15 protein-coding genes are annotated in these 17,381 nt (G+C 40.9%); 8 read left to right on the top strand and 7 right to left on the bottom strand.

The features are described from left to right. Positions 1 to 299 precede the first annotated feature (299 nt). Together WMZ97_RS01355 and WMZ97_RS01350 are read left to right on the top strand one after the other, a co-directional pair. Positions 300 to 1,334 (top strand): ABC transporter permease, encoded by a 1,035-nt coding sequence (locus WMZ97_RS01355; protein WP_343270251.1) that lies wholly within the window; start codon positions 300 to 302, stop codon positions 1,332 to 1,334. 5 nt (positions 1,335 to 1,339) lie between these two features. After that, entirely contained in the window at positions 1,340 to 2,023 is a 684-nt protein-coding gene (locus tag WMZ97_RS01350) for an ABC transporter ATP-binding protein (protein ID WP_343270250.1), read from the top strand. A gap of 33 nt (positions 2,024 to 2,056) precedes the next feature. Here WMZ97_RS01350 and WMZ97_RS01345 read toward each other — a convergent pair whose 3' ends face one another. Continuing rightward, positions 2,057 to 2,968, bottom strand: coding sequence for a LysR family transcriptional regulator (locus tag WMZ97_RS01345; protein WP_343270249.1), 912 nt, complete (start codon positions 2,966 to 2,968; stop codon positions 2,057 to 2,059). A 143-nt stretch (positions 2,969 to 3,111) separates the two neighbouring features. Here WMZ97_RS01345 and WMZ97_RS01340 point away from each other — a divergent pair, with 143 nt between their 5' ends. Further along, positions 3,112 to 4,236: an MBL fold metallo-hydrolase gene (locus WMZ97_RS01340; protein ID WP_343270248.1), complete on the top strand. Its 1,125-nt coding sequence runs from the start codon at positions 3,112 to 3,114 to the stop codon at positions 4,234 to 4,236. Continuing rightward, positions 4,233 to 5,459: a zinc-dependent alcohol dehydrogenase gene (locus tag WMZ97_RS01335; protein WP_343270247.1), complete on the top strand. Its 1,227-nt coding sequence runs from the start codon at positions 4,233 to 4,235 to the stop codon at positions 5,457 to 5,459. Before WMZ97_RS01340 ends, WMZ97_RS01335 begins: the two co-directional genes overlap by 4 nt. A 559-nt stretch (positions 5,460 to 6,018) precedes the next feature. Here the strand turns inward: WMZ97_RS01335 and WMZ97_RS01330 are convergent. Further along, the gene (locus tag WMZ97_RS01330; RefSeq protein WP_343270246.1) at positions 6,019 to 7,527 is read right to left on the bottom strand and encodes a malate:quinone oxidoreductase; all 1,509 of its coding nucleotides are present in this window, start codon (positions 7,525 to 7,527) and stop codon (positions 6,019 to 6,021) included. 674 nt (positions 7,528 to 8,201) lie between these two features. Between WMZ97_RS01330 and ahpC the strand changes: the two genes are divergently transcribed. After that, the gene (ahpC, locus tag WMZ97_RS01325; RefSeq protein WP_343270245.1) at positions 8,202 to 8,771 is read left to right on the top strand and encodes an alkyl hydroperoxide reductase subunit C; all 570 of its coding nucleotides are present in this window, start codon (positions 8,202 to 8,204) and stop codon (positions 8,769 to 8,771) included. 14 nt (positions 8,772 to 8,785) lie between these two features. Further along, the gene (ahpF, locus tag WMZ97_RS01320; RefSeq protein WP_343270244.1) at positions 8,786 to 10,309 is read left to right on the top strand and encodes an alkyl hydroperoxide reductase subunit F; all 1,524 of its coding nucleotides are present in this window, start codon (positions 8,786 to 8,788) and stop codon (positions 10,307 to 10,309) included. Between the two features lie 141 nt (positions 10,310 to 10,450). Here the strand turns inward: ahpF and blaI are convergent, their stop codons facing one another. Continuing rightward, a complete protein-coding gene (gene blaI, locus WMZ97_RS01315; protein ID WP_343270243.1) occupies positions 10,451 to 10,837 on the bottom strand; it encodes a penicillinase repressor BlaI in 387 nt (128 codons plus the stop codon). A gap of 13 nt (positions 10,838 to 10,850) precedes the next feature. Further along, positions 10,851 to 12,629, bottom strand: a complete 1,779-nt coding sequence (locus WMZ97_RS01310; protein WP_343270242.1) for a BlaR1 family beta-lactam sensor/signal transducer — start codon at positions 12,627 to 12,629, stop codon at positions 10,851 to 10,853. A gap of 289 nt (positions 12,630 to 12,918) precedes the next feature. Here WMZ97_RS01310 and bla point away from each other — a divergent pair, with 289 nt between their 5' ends. Next, positions 12,919 to 13,836 carry a class A beta-lactamase gene (gene bla / locus WMZ97_RS01305; RefSeq protein ID WP_343270241.1) on the top strand — a complete coding sequence of 306 codons (918 nt, stop codon included), beginning with the start codon at positions 12,919 to 12,921 and terminating at the stop codon, positions 13,834 to 13,836. 202 nt (positions 13,837 to 14,038) lie between these two features. Here bla and WMZ97_RS01300 read toward each other — a convergent pair whose 3' ends face one another. Then, positions 14,039 to 14,434: a hypothetical protein gene (locus WMZ97_RS01300; RefSeq protein ID WP_343270240.1), complete on the bottom strand. Its 396-nt coding sequence runs from the start codon at positions 14,432 to 14,434 to the stop codon at positions 14,039 to 14,041. A gap of 272 nt (positions 14,435 to 14,706) precedes the next feature. Here WMZ97_RS01300 and WMZ97_RS01295 point away from each other — a divergent pair, with 272 nt between their 5' ends. Further along, positions 14,707 to 16,122: a LysM peptidoglycan-binding domain-containing protein gene (locus WMZ97_RS01295; RefSeq protein ID WP_343270239.1), complete on the top strand. Its 1,416-nt coding sequence runs from the start codon at positions 14,707 to 14,709 to the stop codon at positions 16,120 to 16,122. A gap of 112 nt (positions 16,123 to 16,234) precedes the next feature. Here the strand turns inward: WMZ97_RS01295 and WMZ97_RS01290 are convergent, their stop codons facing one another. Further along, a complete protein-coding gene (locus tag WMZ97_RS01290) occupies positions 16,235 to 16,396 on the bottom strand; it encodes a DUF6688 family protein (protein WP_405027640.1) in 162 nt (53 codons plus the stop codon). A 69-nt stretch (positions 16,397 to 16,465) separates the two neighbouring features. After that, positions 16,466 to 17,353 (bottom strand): TetR/AcrR family transcriptional regulator, encoded by an 888-nt coding sequence (locus tag WMZ97_RS01285; RefSeq protein ID WP_343270238.1) that lies wholly within the window; start codon positions 17,351 to 17,353, stop codon positions 16,466 to 16,468. Positions 17,354 to 17,381: the final 28 nt, after the last annotated feature.

The raw sequence follows: 17,381 nt of genomic DNA, 5'->3' as shown, positions 1-17,381 counted from the left end.
CCCCTGAGCCACGGAAGTGAAGGAAATCTACTAGACTCTGGGCGCTAGAGCCGGACGTGGCTATCACTAGCTGTAAAATCAACAACGCCAAATTTTATGCTTTTTAAAATGAAGCTCAAGTCCAGAAAATCCGGCTTCGACCTTTCCTTATTTTCATCACTTCTTTTCTCTTAACATGTGCATCAAAACCACATCCACATCCTTCACTCCATGTAAGCTAATCTGTAACTCCACGTTCATACTCCGTTCATTTACCAAGGCTATACTTAACCTATCAAGTAAATATGGAGGCACTACAGATGAAAATGGCATGGAAAGAAATAAAAAAAAGTAAGGCACGATTTATTATTTTAGGAGCCATTATTTTTCTAGTCAGTTTGTTAACGTTTGTCATATCCGGACTATCCAATGGACTATCCCAAGATAATGCTGCTTTAATAAAGGATCTGCCGGATGGACAATTTTATATGAATGACGATGCAGACGAAACCTACAACCTTTCGAAAATAGATAAAGATATACAAGACAATGTTCTCCAGAATAATAAAGATGCCGTGGCATTCTCTATTCAGATGGGATTTGTAAATGATACAGACGACAAGCAGCAAAGTGTTGCGTTTGTTACGTCCACCGATTCCAACCTGTTTGAAAATGTTGGCAAGGGCGAGATCATCTTAGACAGTTCATTACAAGATAAAGGGATCAAAATTGGGGATAAATTGACTAACAACCAGTTCAGCGGTGACTTTACGGTTAAGGGCTTTGTTAAGCAAAAGAAATTCAGCCACTCCCCAGCAGCCTTTATTAATATCAAAGACTACAAAGAAATGTATCATGTCAATAACATGCAATTATTGTTTATACCGGGGCCGAACAACGCACAGGAAATGGAGGGATTACAATCCTTTTCCAATAAAGGTTTTCTAAACACGATTCCAAGTTACAGTGCAGAACAATTATCACTCAATATGATTGTTTGGTTCCTTGTTGTGATTAGCGGCATGCTGTTCGGGATCTTCTTTTATATGATGAACGTCCAAAAAATCAGCCTATACGGTATCTTGAAAGCCATTGGAGTGAAAACAAGCTATTTATTTAAAATGATGTGGTCACAAATGCTGCTTATTACCGCCATCGCGCTTGTTCTATCCGTTGCACTCAGTCAAGGATTCGCACAATTTGCACCAGCAGGTATGCCGTTTCATTTAACCATTCAAACAACAGCCCAGCTGTCAATTGTTTTTGTCATCATCGGATTTATCGGCGCGACACTTTCCGGTATTCAAATTAAAAAAGTGGAAGCCTTGCAAGCAATCCAACAAGGGGAGGTGTAATAAATATGGCACTATTTACTGCGGATGGAGTCAAAAAAACATTTACGAATGGAGAAGTACAAGAACAAATATTAAAAGGGATAAACCTTTCATTAAAAAAAGGAGAAATAACAGCATTGGTGGGTGCATCCGGCTCCGGTAAAAGCACGCTGCTTACCATAGCTGCAGGTCTGCAACGTGCATCTGATGGAACAATCCTGTTCGATGGGCAAGATGTGACAGCTATGAGCCAGGAGGAGATCCGTAAAATCCGGGCAAGTGAATTTGGGTTTGTGTTTCAATCTTCCCATCTTGTCCCTTTCCTTACCGTTGCGGAACAATTGATGTTAATGCTTGATGTGTCGGGGGCAAAGATGAAAAAACACAAGCAAAAAGAGGAAACGAAACGGATACTTCAATTAGTCGGAATGGATCACCGTAAAGATGCGTACCCCGCTTCCTTATCAGGCGGTGAAAAACAGCGTGTAGCTATTTCCCGCGCAATTATTCATAAACCCAAAATGTTATTCGCTGACGAGCCGACTGCGAGCTTAGACTCCAAGCGTTCAAAAGAAGTCATGACGCTTATCAGGGAATTAACGATATCACAAAACATTACCACGTTGATGGTAACACATGATGAGGAAATGCTTTCGTATGCGGATACTATTTTAACCATGAAAGATGGATTGATATTAGAAGGGGCTTAACTTGTCCCTTGTTTTCCCCCACTTCCCTTATTATCACGACTTCAACTCCATCATATCAGCTGTTAACCTTGATACAAAGTTATGAATCATAGCTGTATTCGATGGCTTTTTTGACCAAACCAAGGCCATTCCAGGGTAATCCTGTTCAAGGTTAACAATATCAATTGGAACGCCTTCCCCGCTTACAACATATGGGTCATTTTTGATAGTGTAATCTGGGGCTATCGTGATTGCCAAATCCTCCATGATAGCGTTGCGAATGGCATCCATATTATTGGTTGAAAATAATATATCTACCGGACCAAACCGCGATGCAAGATCATCAATGAACTCCCACATCCGATCGTCATTGTATATAACAAGCGAGTGCTTCCGGATTTCCTCAGGTCTCATCGATTTGAATAAGGCTATAGACGAATGTTTGCTTGCCGCGACAATCATCTTTCCACGAAGGATGACTTCGAGTGTAATATTTTCATCCCTTCTTTCCTTCCCTTCCCTGCTTAAGCCTATAAGCCCAATGTCGAGCTTATCTTCTTTGATATCATCGATAATTTCCTGTGATGCCTTTTCGAAAATCTCAATTTGCATATTTGGATAATCATTTTTATACGACGATAAGGTTTTGGGTAAATACATCAACGGACTTGGAATGGTGCCTAATCTTAACTTTCCACCCACTAAATCAGGATTCGGATCTGCCTCCATTTTTAACTCTTCCAGTTTGCCTAAGGTTTCTAACGCTTTGATAATAATCTTGTTTCCCCTATCTGTAGGGGTAGCTCCCATACGCGAGCGATTAAATATTTTCACGTTTAATTCACCCTCCAAATGGCTAATCGACTGGCTGATGGCTGATTGTGTAATATGCAGCTTCTCAGAGGCGATGGAAAGGGAACCAACCTTTGCGACTTCAACGATATACTTCAGTTGTTCAATATTCATCCAGATACCCTCCATTAATAAAACTTAACGAAGTATTATTATAATTAATTATACTTTATATGAAAGCGTTTGTATAATGGAGTTAGAAATTTTGGAATAAATATGCTTATAACGTATGGATCAAAAATGGAGGGGTTGTTACCATGAAAACAATGGAAGTTGTGAAAACACCGGAATTTCAACGGATTCCACACTTTGAAGAAGCCCATGCGGATCCGAATCCAGGCAGACAATTAAAAAAAATCAAAGAGGCTGTACCAGCTTTTAAAAAATGGTTTAAAACAACCGGTAAGGCATCGGCATTCCATTCGTATGACCTAGTTACGGTTCCATGGGAAGTTCAATATGGCTTATGGCGGGCAAAAAAGAGTCTGTCGCCATTTCTTTGGTTTAAAAACCGGATGTTCATTGTCCAATGGGAGGCAGAGGGTCGTACCTGGACACTATTAAATGAACCAACGGAAGCAGATCTCAGTGCGGAGACGCCATATTTTGCTGCATCGGTAAAAAAGTTTGGTGAGTTTGTAAGTAAAAAGGTAGTTTCCAAGTTTCACGGAACGGTAGAAGAATATTTAAAACAGGCGGGGCTGAAACCAGAGGATGTTGACTTTATCACCTATGATCATCTGCACACGCAGGATGTACGCCGATGGATAGGCACAACAAAACCACAAGCCGATATCAGTCCAAATGAACCAATCAAACCTTATTTCCCTAATGCAAAACTGATTGTTCAACAAAAAGAATGGGATATACTGCCACACCTTCACCCATTGCAAACGATTTGGTATCAACCGGAGCAATTCGAGGACATACCTGAGGATCGACTCCTGTTTACAGAAGGCGATGTCCTTTTGGGATCAGGTGTCATGCTGATGTTCACCCCGGGCCATACGCTGGGCAATCATTCGTTGGTCGTCAATACGGACACAGGGATCTGGGTCTCCAGCGAGAACGGGATTGCAGCAGAATGCTATGCACCAGCAGAAAGCGGTGTCCGCGCGTTAAGGTCCTATGCGAAGAAAACCGGATTTGACGTTGTAATCAATGGGAATACCCTTGAAGAGACTGCCCGGCAATACAATTCCATGGTCCAGGAAAAATTAGTGGCTGATCCAAGCAAGGAAAATCCAAGGCTTCCACAAATTTTTCCAAGTTCCGAATGGTCACCGAGATTCCCTTTAATAGGACCAAAACCATCATTTAGACAAAAGAAAGTTGCATTTGGCACCATTAAAAGGCCGAAAAGTGTTGGCGATCAGGAATGAAAGGAATCGTTTACGACTTAGTCATACCAAAATATATAGCTGCAAAAGCGCTTGGCAAACATTTTCCTTCGCTGTATTATGGGAAACCATCGGGATTATCACTAAGTCAAGTAGAAGAGCCAGTCCTTCCAAACGATAATTGGCTGAAAGTAAAACCGATTTATTCTGGTGTATGCGGATCAGATATGGGTGCAATATTATATAAAACATCGCCAGCGCTAACCCCATTTAATTCTTTCCCATCTGTACTCGGGCATGAAATTGTTGGCATTGTGACTGAGGTTGGCGATAATGTAAAAAAGGTTGATGTAGGCCAAAGAATTACAATCGATCCTTATATCAATTGCGAAGTCCGTGGAAGAAAAGTGCTTTGTCCTGCATGCCAAAAGGGGATGCATAGCTTATGCCGGTACAAAAGCGGATCAGATGCATTTGGACCTGGGATGATTCTTGGATTCTGTAACGATTTACCTGGCGGGTGGGGGGAATCCCTCGTTATCCATGAATCCATGGCCATACCATTGCCAGATGCCATACCCGACAAGGTTGCAGCTATGTCCGAACCGTTAAGTGTTGGTCTACATGCGCTACTACGGCACCCGCCTAAAAATGGAGAGCACGTACTTGTGATCGGTGGTGGCATGATTGCATATACGGTCATCGCAGCAATCCACCTGCTTGAGATCGACTGCCATATCACCCAATTGAGTCTGTTGGAATACCAGAAAGAGATGGGATTAAAACTCGGTGTCAAAGAAGGGTTAACAAGCCGAGAACAACTAGAAGATTCCGTTTTAACCATGCCTGAAACATCACGACTGAAACCTGCTCTTGGACGAGATGTCTTCGTCGGAGGTTTTGACAGCGTTTTTGATTGCATTGGCAGTAAAATAAGCCTTGATGATTCCCTACGCATGACACGTGAGCGTGGGAAGGTGACACTGGTAGGATGTGCAGGACAAATTAAAGATCTCGATTGGAGCTTTGTTTGGGCAAATGAACTATCTGTGTTAGGCACCCATGCGTATGCCAAAAAGGAAACCTGGCAAGGGAAGGAAGCAACCACACAGGAACTGCTCTTAGACCTGATCAGCCAGCATCCGGACTATCCAATTGAACAATTAATCACACATGAATATCCCCTGGAAGATTATCGGGAAGCAATTATAGCCAATTTAGATCGAGAGAATTATCAATCAGTTAAGACACTGTTTCGTATTTAAAGTGAAACTTCATTCAGTGGGGTTTCCCTTTCTCCACCACTGAATGTTAGTTGAACAGAATCGGACCTTTACAGGCAGTTGACCCCACTTATCTTTTTTAGTTTTACCTCAAAACCTTGAAGTGGGAGTCTTACTGCCCGTTAAGGCGAGATAAAGTGAAACTTCATTCAGTGGGGGTTTCCCTTTCTCCACCACTGAATGTTAGTTGAACAGAATCGGACCTTTGTCATGTAGTTGACCCCCACTTATCTTTTTAGTTTCACCTCAAAACCTTGAAGTGGGGGTCTTACTGCCCGTTAAGGCGGGATAAATAATGAGATCCCTGTATTTAGAGCCATACGAAGGCTAGTAAACGAAATAAAGTTGGCCAGCAGATCGTTTGCATCAGATTAGTCTGTTGCCTTAATTTCATGGCTAACCATGATGAAATGCAGTAAGCCAGCACAGCACAGATAAACCTTAGCAGCTTATTGTTCCTGTTCAAAAAAAAGAGGCTTCCCACAACGTGTGAGAGGCCCTTAAAATATATTCAATCACCCTATACAATCTATAAAACATTTTAATCCACTGTCTGTAACGGTGAATCCTCGCTCAGCCCAAGTGCTTGCGCTGTTGCAGTCTGTATTTCTTGAATAAGCTCCGGATGTTCAGACAGCGACTTACCATAAGAAGGAATAATTTCTCTTATTTTTGGTTCCCATTCTTGAAGTCGCTCCGGGAAGCATCTACTGAACAGATCAAGCACGACATGAACGGCGGTGGATGCACCAGGAGACGCACCAAGCAATGCAGCGACGGAACCATCAGCCGCACTAACAAGCTCAGTACCAAATTGAAGCGTTCCTTTCCCGCCCTTTGTATCCTTAATTACCTGTACACGCTGGCCTGCTGTCACGGTATCCCAATCTTCACTTTTTGCATCTGGAATAAATTCTCGCAATTCGTTGATTCGTTGTTCCTTCGATAACATCAGCTGTTGGACCAGATACTTTGTCAGTGGAATGTTTTTAGCACCTGCCGCTAACATCGTGAAAACATTATCCCGTTTTACCGAACCTAATAAATCCATATTGGATCCTGTTTTCAAGAACTTTGGTGAAAAACCAGCAAACGGTCCAAATAATAACGTTTTTTGGTTGTCGATGTAGCGTGTGTCCAAATGCGGCACAGACATTGGCGGGGCGCCAACCGCGGCTTTACCGTATACTTTTGCATGGTGCTGCTCGATTACCTCTGGGTTGTTACATACCAGGAATAATCCGCTTACAGGGAAACCTCCAAAATGTTTACTTTCCGGAATATCCGTTTTTTGCAATAAAGGCAACGCTCCTCCGCCAGCACCGATAAAGACGAATTTAGCTGTATGGTATTCTAAGGTATCGTCGGCAAAATTCCGCACTTTCACTTCCCACGAACCATCATCGGTACGTTGGATATCTTCTACCGTATTATTGTAATTAATATCGACACCTTGGTTCTTCAAATGACCTAACAGCTTGCGCGTCAACGAGCCAAAATTGACATCGGTTCCGCTGTCAATTTTAGTAGCTGCCATCGGATGATCTAGCGCCCGATCCCTCATGATAAGTGGAATCCATTCCTTTAGTTTTTCCGGATCATCGGAAAACTCCATTCCCTGAAAGAGCGGATTGCTAGACAGGGCTTCAAAACGTTTTTTCAGGAATTGAACATTATCTTCTCCGTGTACCAAACTCATATGTGGCAGAACATTGATAAAATCATGCGGATTGCTTATCAATTGCTTTCCCACAAGATAAGACCAAAATTGCTTCGAAAGCTGAAACTGCTCATTAATAGTGATAGCCTTGCTAATATCAATCGACCCATCTGACTTTTCGGTGGTATAATTAAGCTCGCACAATGCAGAGTGTCCTGTTCCCGCATTATTCCATTCATTCGAGCTTTCTACCGCTGGTTTATCCAATTTTTCAAATACAGTGACCTTCCAATCCGGTGCCAACTCGTTTAATAGTGACCCCAATGTTGCGCTCATGATTCCGGCACCGATTAAGATAACGTCTGATGATGTAGAATGTCTATTATTCATGTTTACCTTCCTTACATCTTATATTTACAGAAAAAATGCATGCATTCCTGCTCAATCATTAACAAGTCAAGACACAACCTGACCACATCTTTTCTTATTTAAAAATCACAACGCATCTTTATCTTATCAGATTCCTTCATAGATAGAAATATTTATGTTCATATTTAGATTAAAACGAATATTAGGATAATATACCTGCATAGGAGTTCTGAGAATGGTTTTTGACTCTGGCATGACACGTCCGATTCATTATTTTTATGGGTTGTCCATATATTCTCCCTTATTGGTTTTTATTTATTCCACGTCAACCTATTTTGGCGTTTCTAACCTGTTCAATTAATCATAGGCAGTAAGTTCCTAAGTAGCCGTTAATCAATAAATAACAATTACAGTTGAGAATCAAATTTATCATCTAAACAATTATCCCTTATGTTCGTATCATCGGCGTGTTTCTGCCTCTCATTGTCGAGTTGACTATCATTTCAAAACATTATAAACACTAATTAGCGCAAATCCTAGTAACATCATGCATTACGGTTGACAAAATACATGACTACTATATAATTGAATTCAGATTGTAATTATTATAGTTAAACAATAATGTTAAAAAATAAATTGTCATTATTGCTTTCACACACTATAAAATTCTAATACACACCAGGAGGAAGATTATTATGTCTCTAATCGGAAAAGAAATACAGCCATTCAAAGCGCAAGCGTACAATAGCGCTAACGGTGAATTTATCGACGTTACCGATGAAAATCTAAAAGAACAGTGGAGCATTGTTTGCTTCTACCCAGCAGACTTCTCATTCGTATGCCCTACTGAACTTGAAGACCTTCAGAACCAATATGCAGAACTGAAAAAACTTGGTGTTGAAGTATATTCCGTTTCTACGGATACCCATTTTGTTCACAAAGCATGGCACGATCATTCAGATGCGATCAATAAAATTGAATACACAATGATTGGTGATCCATCACAAACTATTTCCCGCAATTTTGATGTACTCGATGAGAAAATTGGACTTGCACAACGTGGTACATTCATCATTGATCCAGATGGTGTGGTACAAGCTGCTGAAATCAATGCGGATGGCATCGGCCGTGATGCTAGTACACTTATTGATAAGATTAAAGCAGCACAATATGTTCGTAACAATCCAGGTGAAGTTTGCCCGGCAAAATGGCAAGAAGGCACTGAAACCCTTAAGCCTAGCCTTGACCTTGTAGGAAAAATATAAGGAGTGCATGACACATGTTACTTGATGCAAATATAAAAGCACAATTAGCCCAATATCTGGAAATGATGGAGGGCGATGTACTTCTCAAAGTTAGCGCGGGGTCCGATGAGACCTCTCGCAATATGTTGGAGCTGGTGGACGAATTAGCTACCATGTCCTCCAACATTAAAGTGGAACACGCTGAGCTTAAACGGACACCAAGCTTCAGTGTCAATCGCATCGGGGAAGACACCGGGATCACGTTTGCCGGCATCCCGCTTGGACATGAATTTACGTCACTCGTGCTGGCTCTCTTGCAGGTGAGTGGACGAGCTCCAAAAGCGGATGAGAAAACGATTGAACAGATTAAAAGCCTCGACGGCAATTATCACTTTGAAACCTACATTAGCCTGAGCTGTACAAAGTGCCCGGATGTGGTACAGGCACTCAATCTAATGAGTGTTCTTAACCCAGGAATCACGCATACCATGATTGATGGTGCTACATTTAAAGAAGAAGCAAAAGACGTCATGGCTGTACCTAGTATTTTCCTTAATGGAGAGCCGTTTGCTGATGGCCGTATGTCACTGGAAGAAATCCTAGCTAAGCTGGGAAGTGCGCCAGACGCATCGGATTTTGCTGATAAAGATCCATTCGATGTGCTTGTTGTCGGTGGGGGTCCAGCTGGAGCAAGTGCAGCCATTTATGCTGCACGTAAAGGTATTCGTACAGGCATTGTTGCCGATCGTATTGGTGGACAGGTTCTCGATACGGCAGGCATTGAGAACTTTATCAGTGTCAAGCGTACGGAAGGTCCTCAGTTCGCAGCAAGTCTGGAAGAACACGTCAACGAATACGATATTGATGTGATGAATGTACAAATGGCCAAACGATTAGAAAAGAAAGATGCCGTTGAAATCGAACTGGAAAATGGTGCAGTCCTAACAAGTAAAACTGTTATTCTTTCAACCGGAGCCCGCTGGCGTAATATTGGTGTGCCTGGTGAAGCTGAGTTTAAGAATAAGGGTGTTGCATACTGCCCGCACTGTGATGGCCCAATATTTGAAGGAAAAGACGTTGCTGTTATTGGCGGTGGCAATTCCGGTGTGGAAGCAGCCATTGATCTGGCAGGAATTGTAAACCATGTTACCGTGTTGGAATTTGCACCAGCACTAAAGGCTGATTCCGTGCTACAAGATCGCCTTCACAGCTTATCGAACGTAACAGTCGTCACTAGTGCACAAACAACAGAAATTACCGGAACAGACAATGTAAACGGAATTACCTACGTTGACCGCGAAACAGAAACAGAACACCATATCGAACTCTCTGGTGTATTTGTTCAAATCGGTCTCGTTCCAAACACAGAATGGTTAGGTGACGCGGTGGAACGGAATAAGTTCGGCGAAATCGTTGTTGATAGCCAAGGTGCAACGAATGTTCCTGGCGTGTTTGCCGCTGGAGACTGCACCAATCAGGCGTATAAGCAAATTATTATTTCCATGGGTTCAGGTGCCACAGCTTCCTTAGGGGCATTTGATTACCTGGTTCGAAATTAAAATATATTTTTTGAGAAGACACTGTGCTATCTGGTAGTACAGTGTCTTTTTTAGAAGAAAGCATAAAAAATTAGGCGCCATTTTACTCATTCCAAAATAGGCCATGTCCGGCTCCAGAAAATAAAGTGATTACAACATTTATTATTTCTTCTTTTTTGGCTGTTCCTTTAACATCGATCTTAATTCCTCAATATCTTCAGCAGATAAAGCATCATCTTCAATAAATTGAACGAGCATGGATTTTACCGTTCCGCCATAAATCCGCTTTATAAATGATTCTGTTTCTGCGCGTTGACAATCATCTTGGGAATAGAGAGGGTAAAAAGTATATATCCGTTTATTTTTATTTACGCCGACAACATTTTTGTGAACCAATCGATCTAGCAGTGTCCGTACCGTTTTTGCTTTCCATTCTGTCTGTTCTTGTAAGAAAGCAATGACTTCGCTTGCCGTTTGTGGAGCCTTCTGCCACAATACATTCATGACTTCCCATTCTGCTTCAGAGATATTTGGCACCTTTTTAGACATGACTCATCCTCCATTACTCGTAAATTTGCTTATTCTTTAAAATAGATAAGGTTATTTCTGCTGCTGTACTTCCAGATGCATGATCCCTATCCTGTATATTTGTTGCGAAGAAATACGTATTTGTACCTGTCTCGACAAAACCGATGAACCAGCCATTTATATCTTTTCCGTTAACATTCCCTGTTCCGGTTTTACCATAGAGAATAGCGCCATCTTTCTCCTCCATTTGAAGTGCATTTTTGACAGCTTGAATATGGTGTTCTTGGAAGTTAAAGGTATTATGATAAAAAGACTGTAATAACTGCACTTGTTCAATTGGAGAGATTTTTAACGTTGATTCCAGCCAATATTGCTCTACACCACCAGAAACATCTTGATTCCCATAATGGATTCGGTTGACGTAAGATTGAATCGTCTTTAATCCTACCTCGCTATCTATCTGTTGAAAATACCAATTGACAGAATGGCTTATCGCTGTTGCCAAGTTCTGATCTTGATTCCACTCGTCATATGGATGCACGGTCCCATCCCATTCAATTGTATTTTGCTCACTTGTTATAACGCCCTCTTCCAATCCGAATAAAGCATTATAAATTTTGTAGGTAGAGTCGGGAGAAACTCGCTTTGTACTGTTATCTTTATCGTAAATTTGATAAGCATCTGCCTGCAAATCATATAAAACAAAACTGCCATCATAATCATTAAAATACGCACTTAGGTCTTCGTATGTTGTTTGTTCATGGTTGAAATGACGATAACGATCGTTGTCACTTGCCATTACAGACACGAACGGAACCTGACACACAACTATTAATCCTGCCATCAGAAAGATTCCGATGCTTTTTACTTTCAACAGATTGGATTCTGTTTGAAATGATGCAATTTCTTTTATTCGCTTTGTTATTTGCTTCTTTGATCCGTTTAATTGATTCGTCAGCCTGTTGGAATGGAGCGTTGACGTTTTATCGATAGTATGAATAATAGTATTGCCGTAATTGGTATGGCTTTGCTTATCCAAAGACATTAGTACTGCATAATCACATGCAATTTCTCGATCCAGCCGCATTTCTTTAAAAGCGATCCAGACGAGAGGATTGAACCAATAGATAATTTGATAGAACACCATTAAATAATTGGTTAGTATATCTTTATATTTATAATGATTTAATTCATGTAGAAAAATATGCTTTATATCTTCTTTTGAAAGCCATTCTTCAAAATTCGCAGGCAGAACCACATACGTTTTACGCAACCCGAAAGTCAGAGGGGAACGAACTTCTTGTGAAACGCCCAGTATAATATTTTTTTCGATATTCAATTGCTGTTTACACGCCTCGAAAAGTTCGGCCATTTCTTTATTTTCTACTTTATAAACAGATTTTCTAATGCGTTTTAGTTTTATCCAAGCGTGGATGGAAAGTCCTGTGAATAGTAAAACACCAGCAAACCATATGCTTGCAAAAACTATGCTTAACAGCTCAGTACTTGTTTGGTTTACAGTTATAGAAAAATCTTGCATCCAATTTGTGTGTGTCTGCCCGCCTGCTTCAGTGGCTGCGGAAGCAGAACTCGATTCCAACGATTGACTGCCGGGAAAGTCTTTAAATATATGATCTGCAATAGAAAACTTTGGTATAAATGGAATCATCAGCGCAATCAGCAATAAGAACCACAGATTGTACTGCCATTTTGCGGATAATTGTCTTTTAAATAACTTCTTTATCAACATAATAAATCCAATGGTGATGGAAGAAACGAGAAAACCTATTGCTAGATTGGTGCCAAACATCATTTTCGCCTCCATTCTTTTGTTCTGTTATGAAAACCGTACCGTATGCATGTTTTTCATTTTAATGTTTTTCATATGAGATATTACCGCCAGTTGATTGAACTTGAAACCGTTGACTATAGCAAAAATAGTACAAGTCTTTCAAATTACATTTGTAATACATTTGATTTTATCATTCCACATTCATGTGATCAATCTACTTTGCTTAAAAAAACAATTGACACGTTCGGACTACAAATGTAATATTTAATTACACGTGTAATCTGTATAAAATTGGAGGAGGAATTTTAGAATGAAAAATGATCGAGTTCGTCTTAATAAAAAGCTGTTACCCTTATTACTTATTGTATTAATAGGATTAATGGGATGTTCTAATAGCGCAGACAAAAGCAAGGAAGTTGAAAAGGAAACATCATCAGGCAAGCAGAAAGCCTTCAAGGAATTAGAGCATGAATTTGATGCAAGACTTGGTGTATATGCAATTGACACAGGATCCGATCAGACGGTTGAATACCATTCAGATGAAAGATTTGCTTATGCTTCCACGTTTAAGGCGCTGGCAGCAGGTGCAATTTTACAAACAAAATCAGTTGAAGAATTAGAAAAAGTAATAACGTATTCTAAAAAAGACTTAGTAACATATTCTCCTATCACGGAAAAACATGTGGATAGCGGAATGACACTGGAAGAAATCTGTCTAGCCGCCCTGCATTACAGTGACAATACGGCGGCAAATCTTTTATTTGCAGAACTTGGGGGACCTGATGGACTGGAAGAAATCTTAAGAGAAATTGGCGATGACACTACCAATGTAAATCGTACCGAGCCTGATTTAAACGAGGCCGCACCAGGCGATACCCGTGATACAAGTACCCCCAAAGCACTGGCTAAAAATCTTCAAACGTTTACTTTAAGTGACATGCTACCTGAGGACAAGCGGTCCTTATTAATAGAGTGGCTGAAGGGAAATACAACCGGAGATACACTGATACGCGCAGGAGTCCCCGATGGTTGGCAGGTAGGTGACAAGACCGGGGCAGGTAACTACGGTACAAGAAATGATATTGCTGTTGTATGGCCATCAGACAAAAGAAAACCGATTGTTATCGCTATTCTTTCCAGTCGAGATAAACAGGATGCGGATTATGATGATGAGCTTATCAAAAAGGCGACTGAAATTGCGATAGAACAGCTGGATATTGATAAATAACATAATAGAAAATGAAGTAATCTAAAGTAGATGATAACGAAAATGTCATTTCAATAGAAAAAATACAGCTTTTTAAGTCAATCTCCTTCTAGTGGAATATTTACCGTGTCCACTCAAATACATTCTCTTATGTCAATAATAAATAATAAAGCCGATTTCCTAAGTTAAAGGAAATTCGGCTTTATTAGCTAGGTGGAGCGGATCAGTATTCTGATGTATAGGTACCATCTAGATAAACCTTATAAATATTTACTGTACCCGTTCCGCCTGCTTCCTGCATAGATTTAGAGGTTAATTTTACCTCATAGTATGACCCTTTTTTGTCATTTTGAATGCCACCCATGTCACTAAATACTAAATCCTTATTGTCGTCCATTCCCAGTCGGTGTCTAAGATAGTTTTCAGCAGCAGTTCCATTGACGATCACATGTTTATTGGCAGTGGAATTTATCTGGTTCATCGTTTGGTGATCCGCGTGAGGAACCGTTTCCGTATCCGCTTGCGCATGTGCATCTGTCGCTAATGTTCCCATTCCCAATACCGAACCAGTCAATAGAGAAGCCGCAACACCCTTTGTTAGCGTTTTCTTTGTAAGCATACTGATCTCCTTTCTTAGTATAGTCCCTCCTATAGGATGGTCATTATCTATGTACCCTTCGTTTCTAAACAATTAACTGGATATTTCGTATGAAATTAAATATTCATATTAGCTGGGAACTATCATGATGAATGTCTGTCGTGGGATAACTTAATTTCAGCACCGCTGGTTCTTTTCACCTAGCTTCAGCAAGTAATTTTTTATATAGGCAGATACACACTTTACACGTCATGACATAAGATGCAGTAATGAAAAAATAGGGAGGTGTCCCAATGATTATCCATGTCGTTCACCCAGGCGAGACACTATGGCAAATCGCCAACCGGTATGCTGTCGATATGAATGGCATTGTGCACATAAACGGATTGCCTAATCCGAATCAATTATTGGTTGGCCAATCACTGGTTATTCCTGTGCCCGGTACTTCACATACAGTAAAAGCCGGCGAAACATTATGGTCAATTGCCCAACAATATGGTGTCTCCATACAAACCATTATCCAGGCAAATCAACTCGCCAATCCGAATGTCCTTTCACAAGGAACCAATTTATTTATCCCGTCAATGCCACATATTGTTCAACCCGGGGAGACTTTAGCGCAAATTGCTAGCCGATATGGTACAACAGTTCAGGCGATCATGCGTGAAAACAGCCTGACAAACCAAAACATGATTTATCCGGGCGTACACTTAGTAATCCCAAGCAGAAAACCTGTAATTGAAGTAAATGCCTATACGTATCAATCGGAGGAAAATGCAGTCAACAGCTTGCACGAGGTCGGTGACTTACTGACTTATTTCAGTCCATTTGCATATATGATCAAAGAAGATGGAACTCTACAAGCTATGAACGACCAGCGCATGATCCAAGCTGCCGTAGCTGAAAATATTGTACCCATGCTTTCTATCACCAATTTTACTTCTAGCCAAACGGGATCCAATGTTGCTCATCTCATTTTGAGTAATTCGCAGCTGCGAAATAAGGTACTTACCAACGTCCTGCAAGTAATGGATCAAAAGGGATATAAGGTTTTAAATGTCGACTTTGAGAATGTCCTGCCAGAAGACCGTGAGAATTATAATCGCTTTCTGCAATTAGCAGTTGACCGTCTCCATCCAAAAGGCTATCTGGTATCAACAGCACTTGCGCCTAAAACAAGCGCAACTCAAGGCGGTCTGTTATACGAGGCACACGACTACGAAGCACATGGCAGAATTGCTGATTTTGTCATTTTAATGACGTACGAATGGGGTTACCGGCTTGGCCCACCTCAAGCTATCTCTCCCATCAACCAAATGAGACAGGTGGTAGAGTATGCCCTCTCTGTTATGCCCGCAGAAAAAATATTCCTGGGCTTTCAAATCTATGCACGGGATTGGTTGACGCCCCATGTCCAAGGGCAAGAGGCGGAAACATTCAGTCCACAAGAAGCGATTCGTCGTGCCATTCAATATGGGGCATCGATTCAATATGACACAACTGCACAATCCCCATTCTTTCGCTATGTAGATGAACAAGGTCAATCACATGAGGTATGGTTTGAAGATGCCCGCAGTGCCCAAGCCAAATTTGATTTGGTAAAACAATATAACCTTCGTGGCATTAGCTATTGGGCGTTAGGTTATCCTTATCCACAAAACTGGGCGTTACTGAACGATAATTTTACGATCAGAAAACTAACCTCGTAACCAATAAGTGACGGGTTTCCGTTACTTATTTGGTTTTATTGCAGGAAGGAATGGTACGCGAGAAGTTGCGAAATTAATTGCCATTTACTCCTGCATCTATCTCCCCCACTCGCTATACTGCAATTCGCTCTCCATGGTGAATGCCGGCACGCAGCGGTTTTACCAGCCGTTTGTGACCTCTCACAGCCACTGTGCACAAATAATGACCATCCCCTTCGATAACCTCCGGTGCAGGTGCGGGAATTTGCGAATAGAGCAGCAATCCGTAAAGCATCCAAGCAATAATGTAAACCTTAAAGGAGCAGCATCCTATTTACGCAGACGATGTGTTTCATGACGTCATTTACAAAACCCTTATCCCCAGCAACTCAGCTATCCTCTCTCGATACCTGTCAAACTCTCCAATCTCTTTCAAATTGGCTAACATCCCCTGCAGGACATAATGATCCAGTTCTGGCTTTTCAAGTTCATGTTGAAGAAAATCCACCACATGACGAAGACCGTCCTTTTGCTCGTTGGAAAGATTCATTTCCTCTAGTTTTTCCGCCATTTCTGCCAGCATAGTAACAGCTTGGCTCTTCCCATCCATGGTTGAACACATCTCCTCCGGGAGCAAATGTCCAAAGATACTTTTATTTATAATAGGTTTTTCTCCATGGTCAAAGGCCTGTACGATATCATCAATTCGATTCAGTAAAAATCCCGCAACACGATCGACCTCGAAGTCCAGATTATGAAATAACATTGTAGCTAAATAACTATTTCGCATACCTTCCGTCAGCAAAATAATATCAGCAATGTAAGGTGTGATTTTTTCACCATAAATTTCCCTAAGATTTCGGCAGTACCAGCTAAGCATTTCTCTTCGGCTTTGATCCATAATATCTTGCAATTCCTTATTTATAGAAAAGTTTTGTTCACGTAAGTAGACAATGAAAAACGCACGATGTTTACCCAGTAATTCAAATGGTACACGCAACTGTTGGCGCAATTTATTGCGTGGATCGACATCTGCTTGCTCAATTGCAATGAACATATCTTTTATCTGATCAAAATAATATTGGAAAATCGCAACATGCAATGCTTCTTTTGAAGAAAAATAATGATAGAACGCCCCTTTGGATATGCCACAATCCTCAACAATGTCTTGGACGGACGTATTGAAAAAACCATTTTCGGCAGACAATCGAATGGCAGATGCAATAATATCTTGTTGTTTATCTTCTCTCATTTAGCCTCACCCGTTTTTTTAGCTTGTT

This window comes from Lentibacillus songyuanensis (genome assembly GCF_039548255.1).
GTDB classification, from domain to species: Bacteria; Bacillota; Bacilli; order Bacillales; family Amphibacillaceae; genus Lentibacillus_C; species Lentibacillus_C songyuanensis.
Note: the sequence above shows the minus strand (reverse complement) of the source record. Positions and strands in the feature narration are given on the sequence as shown.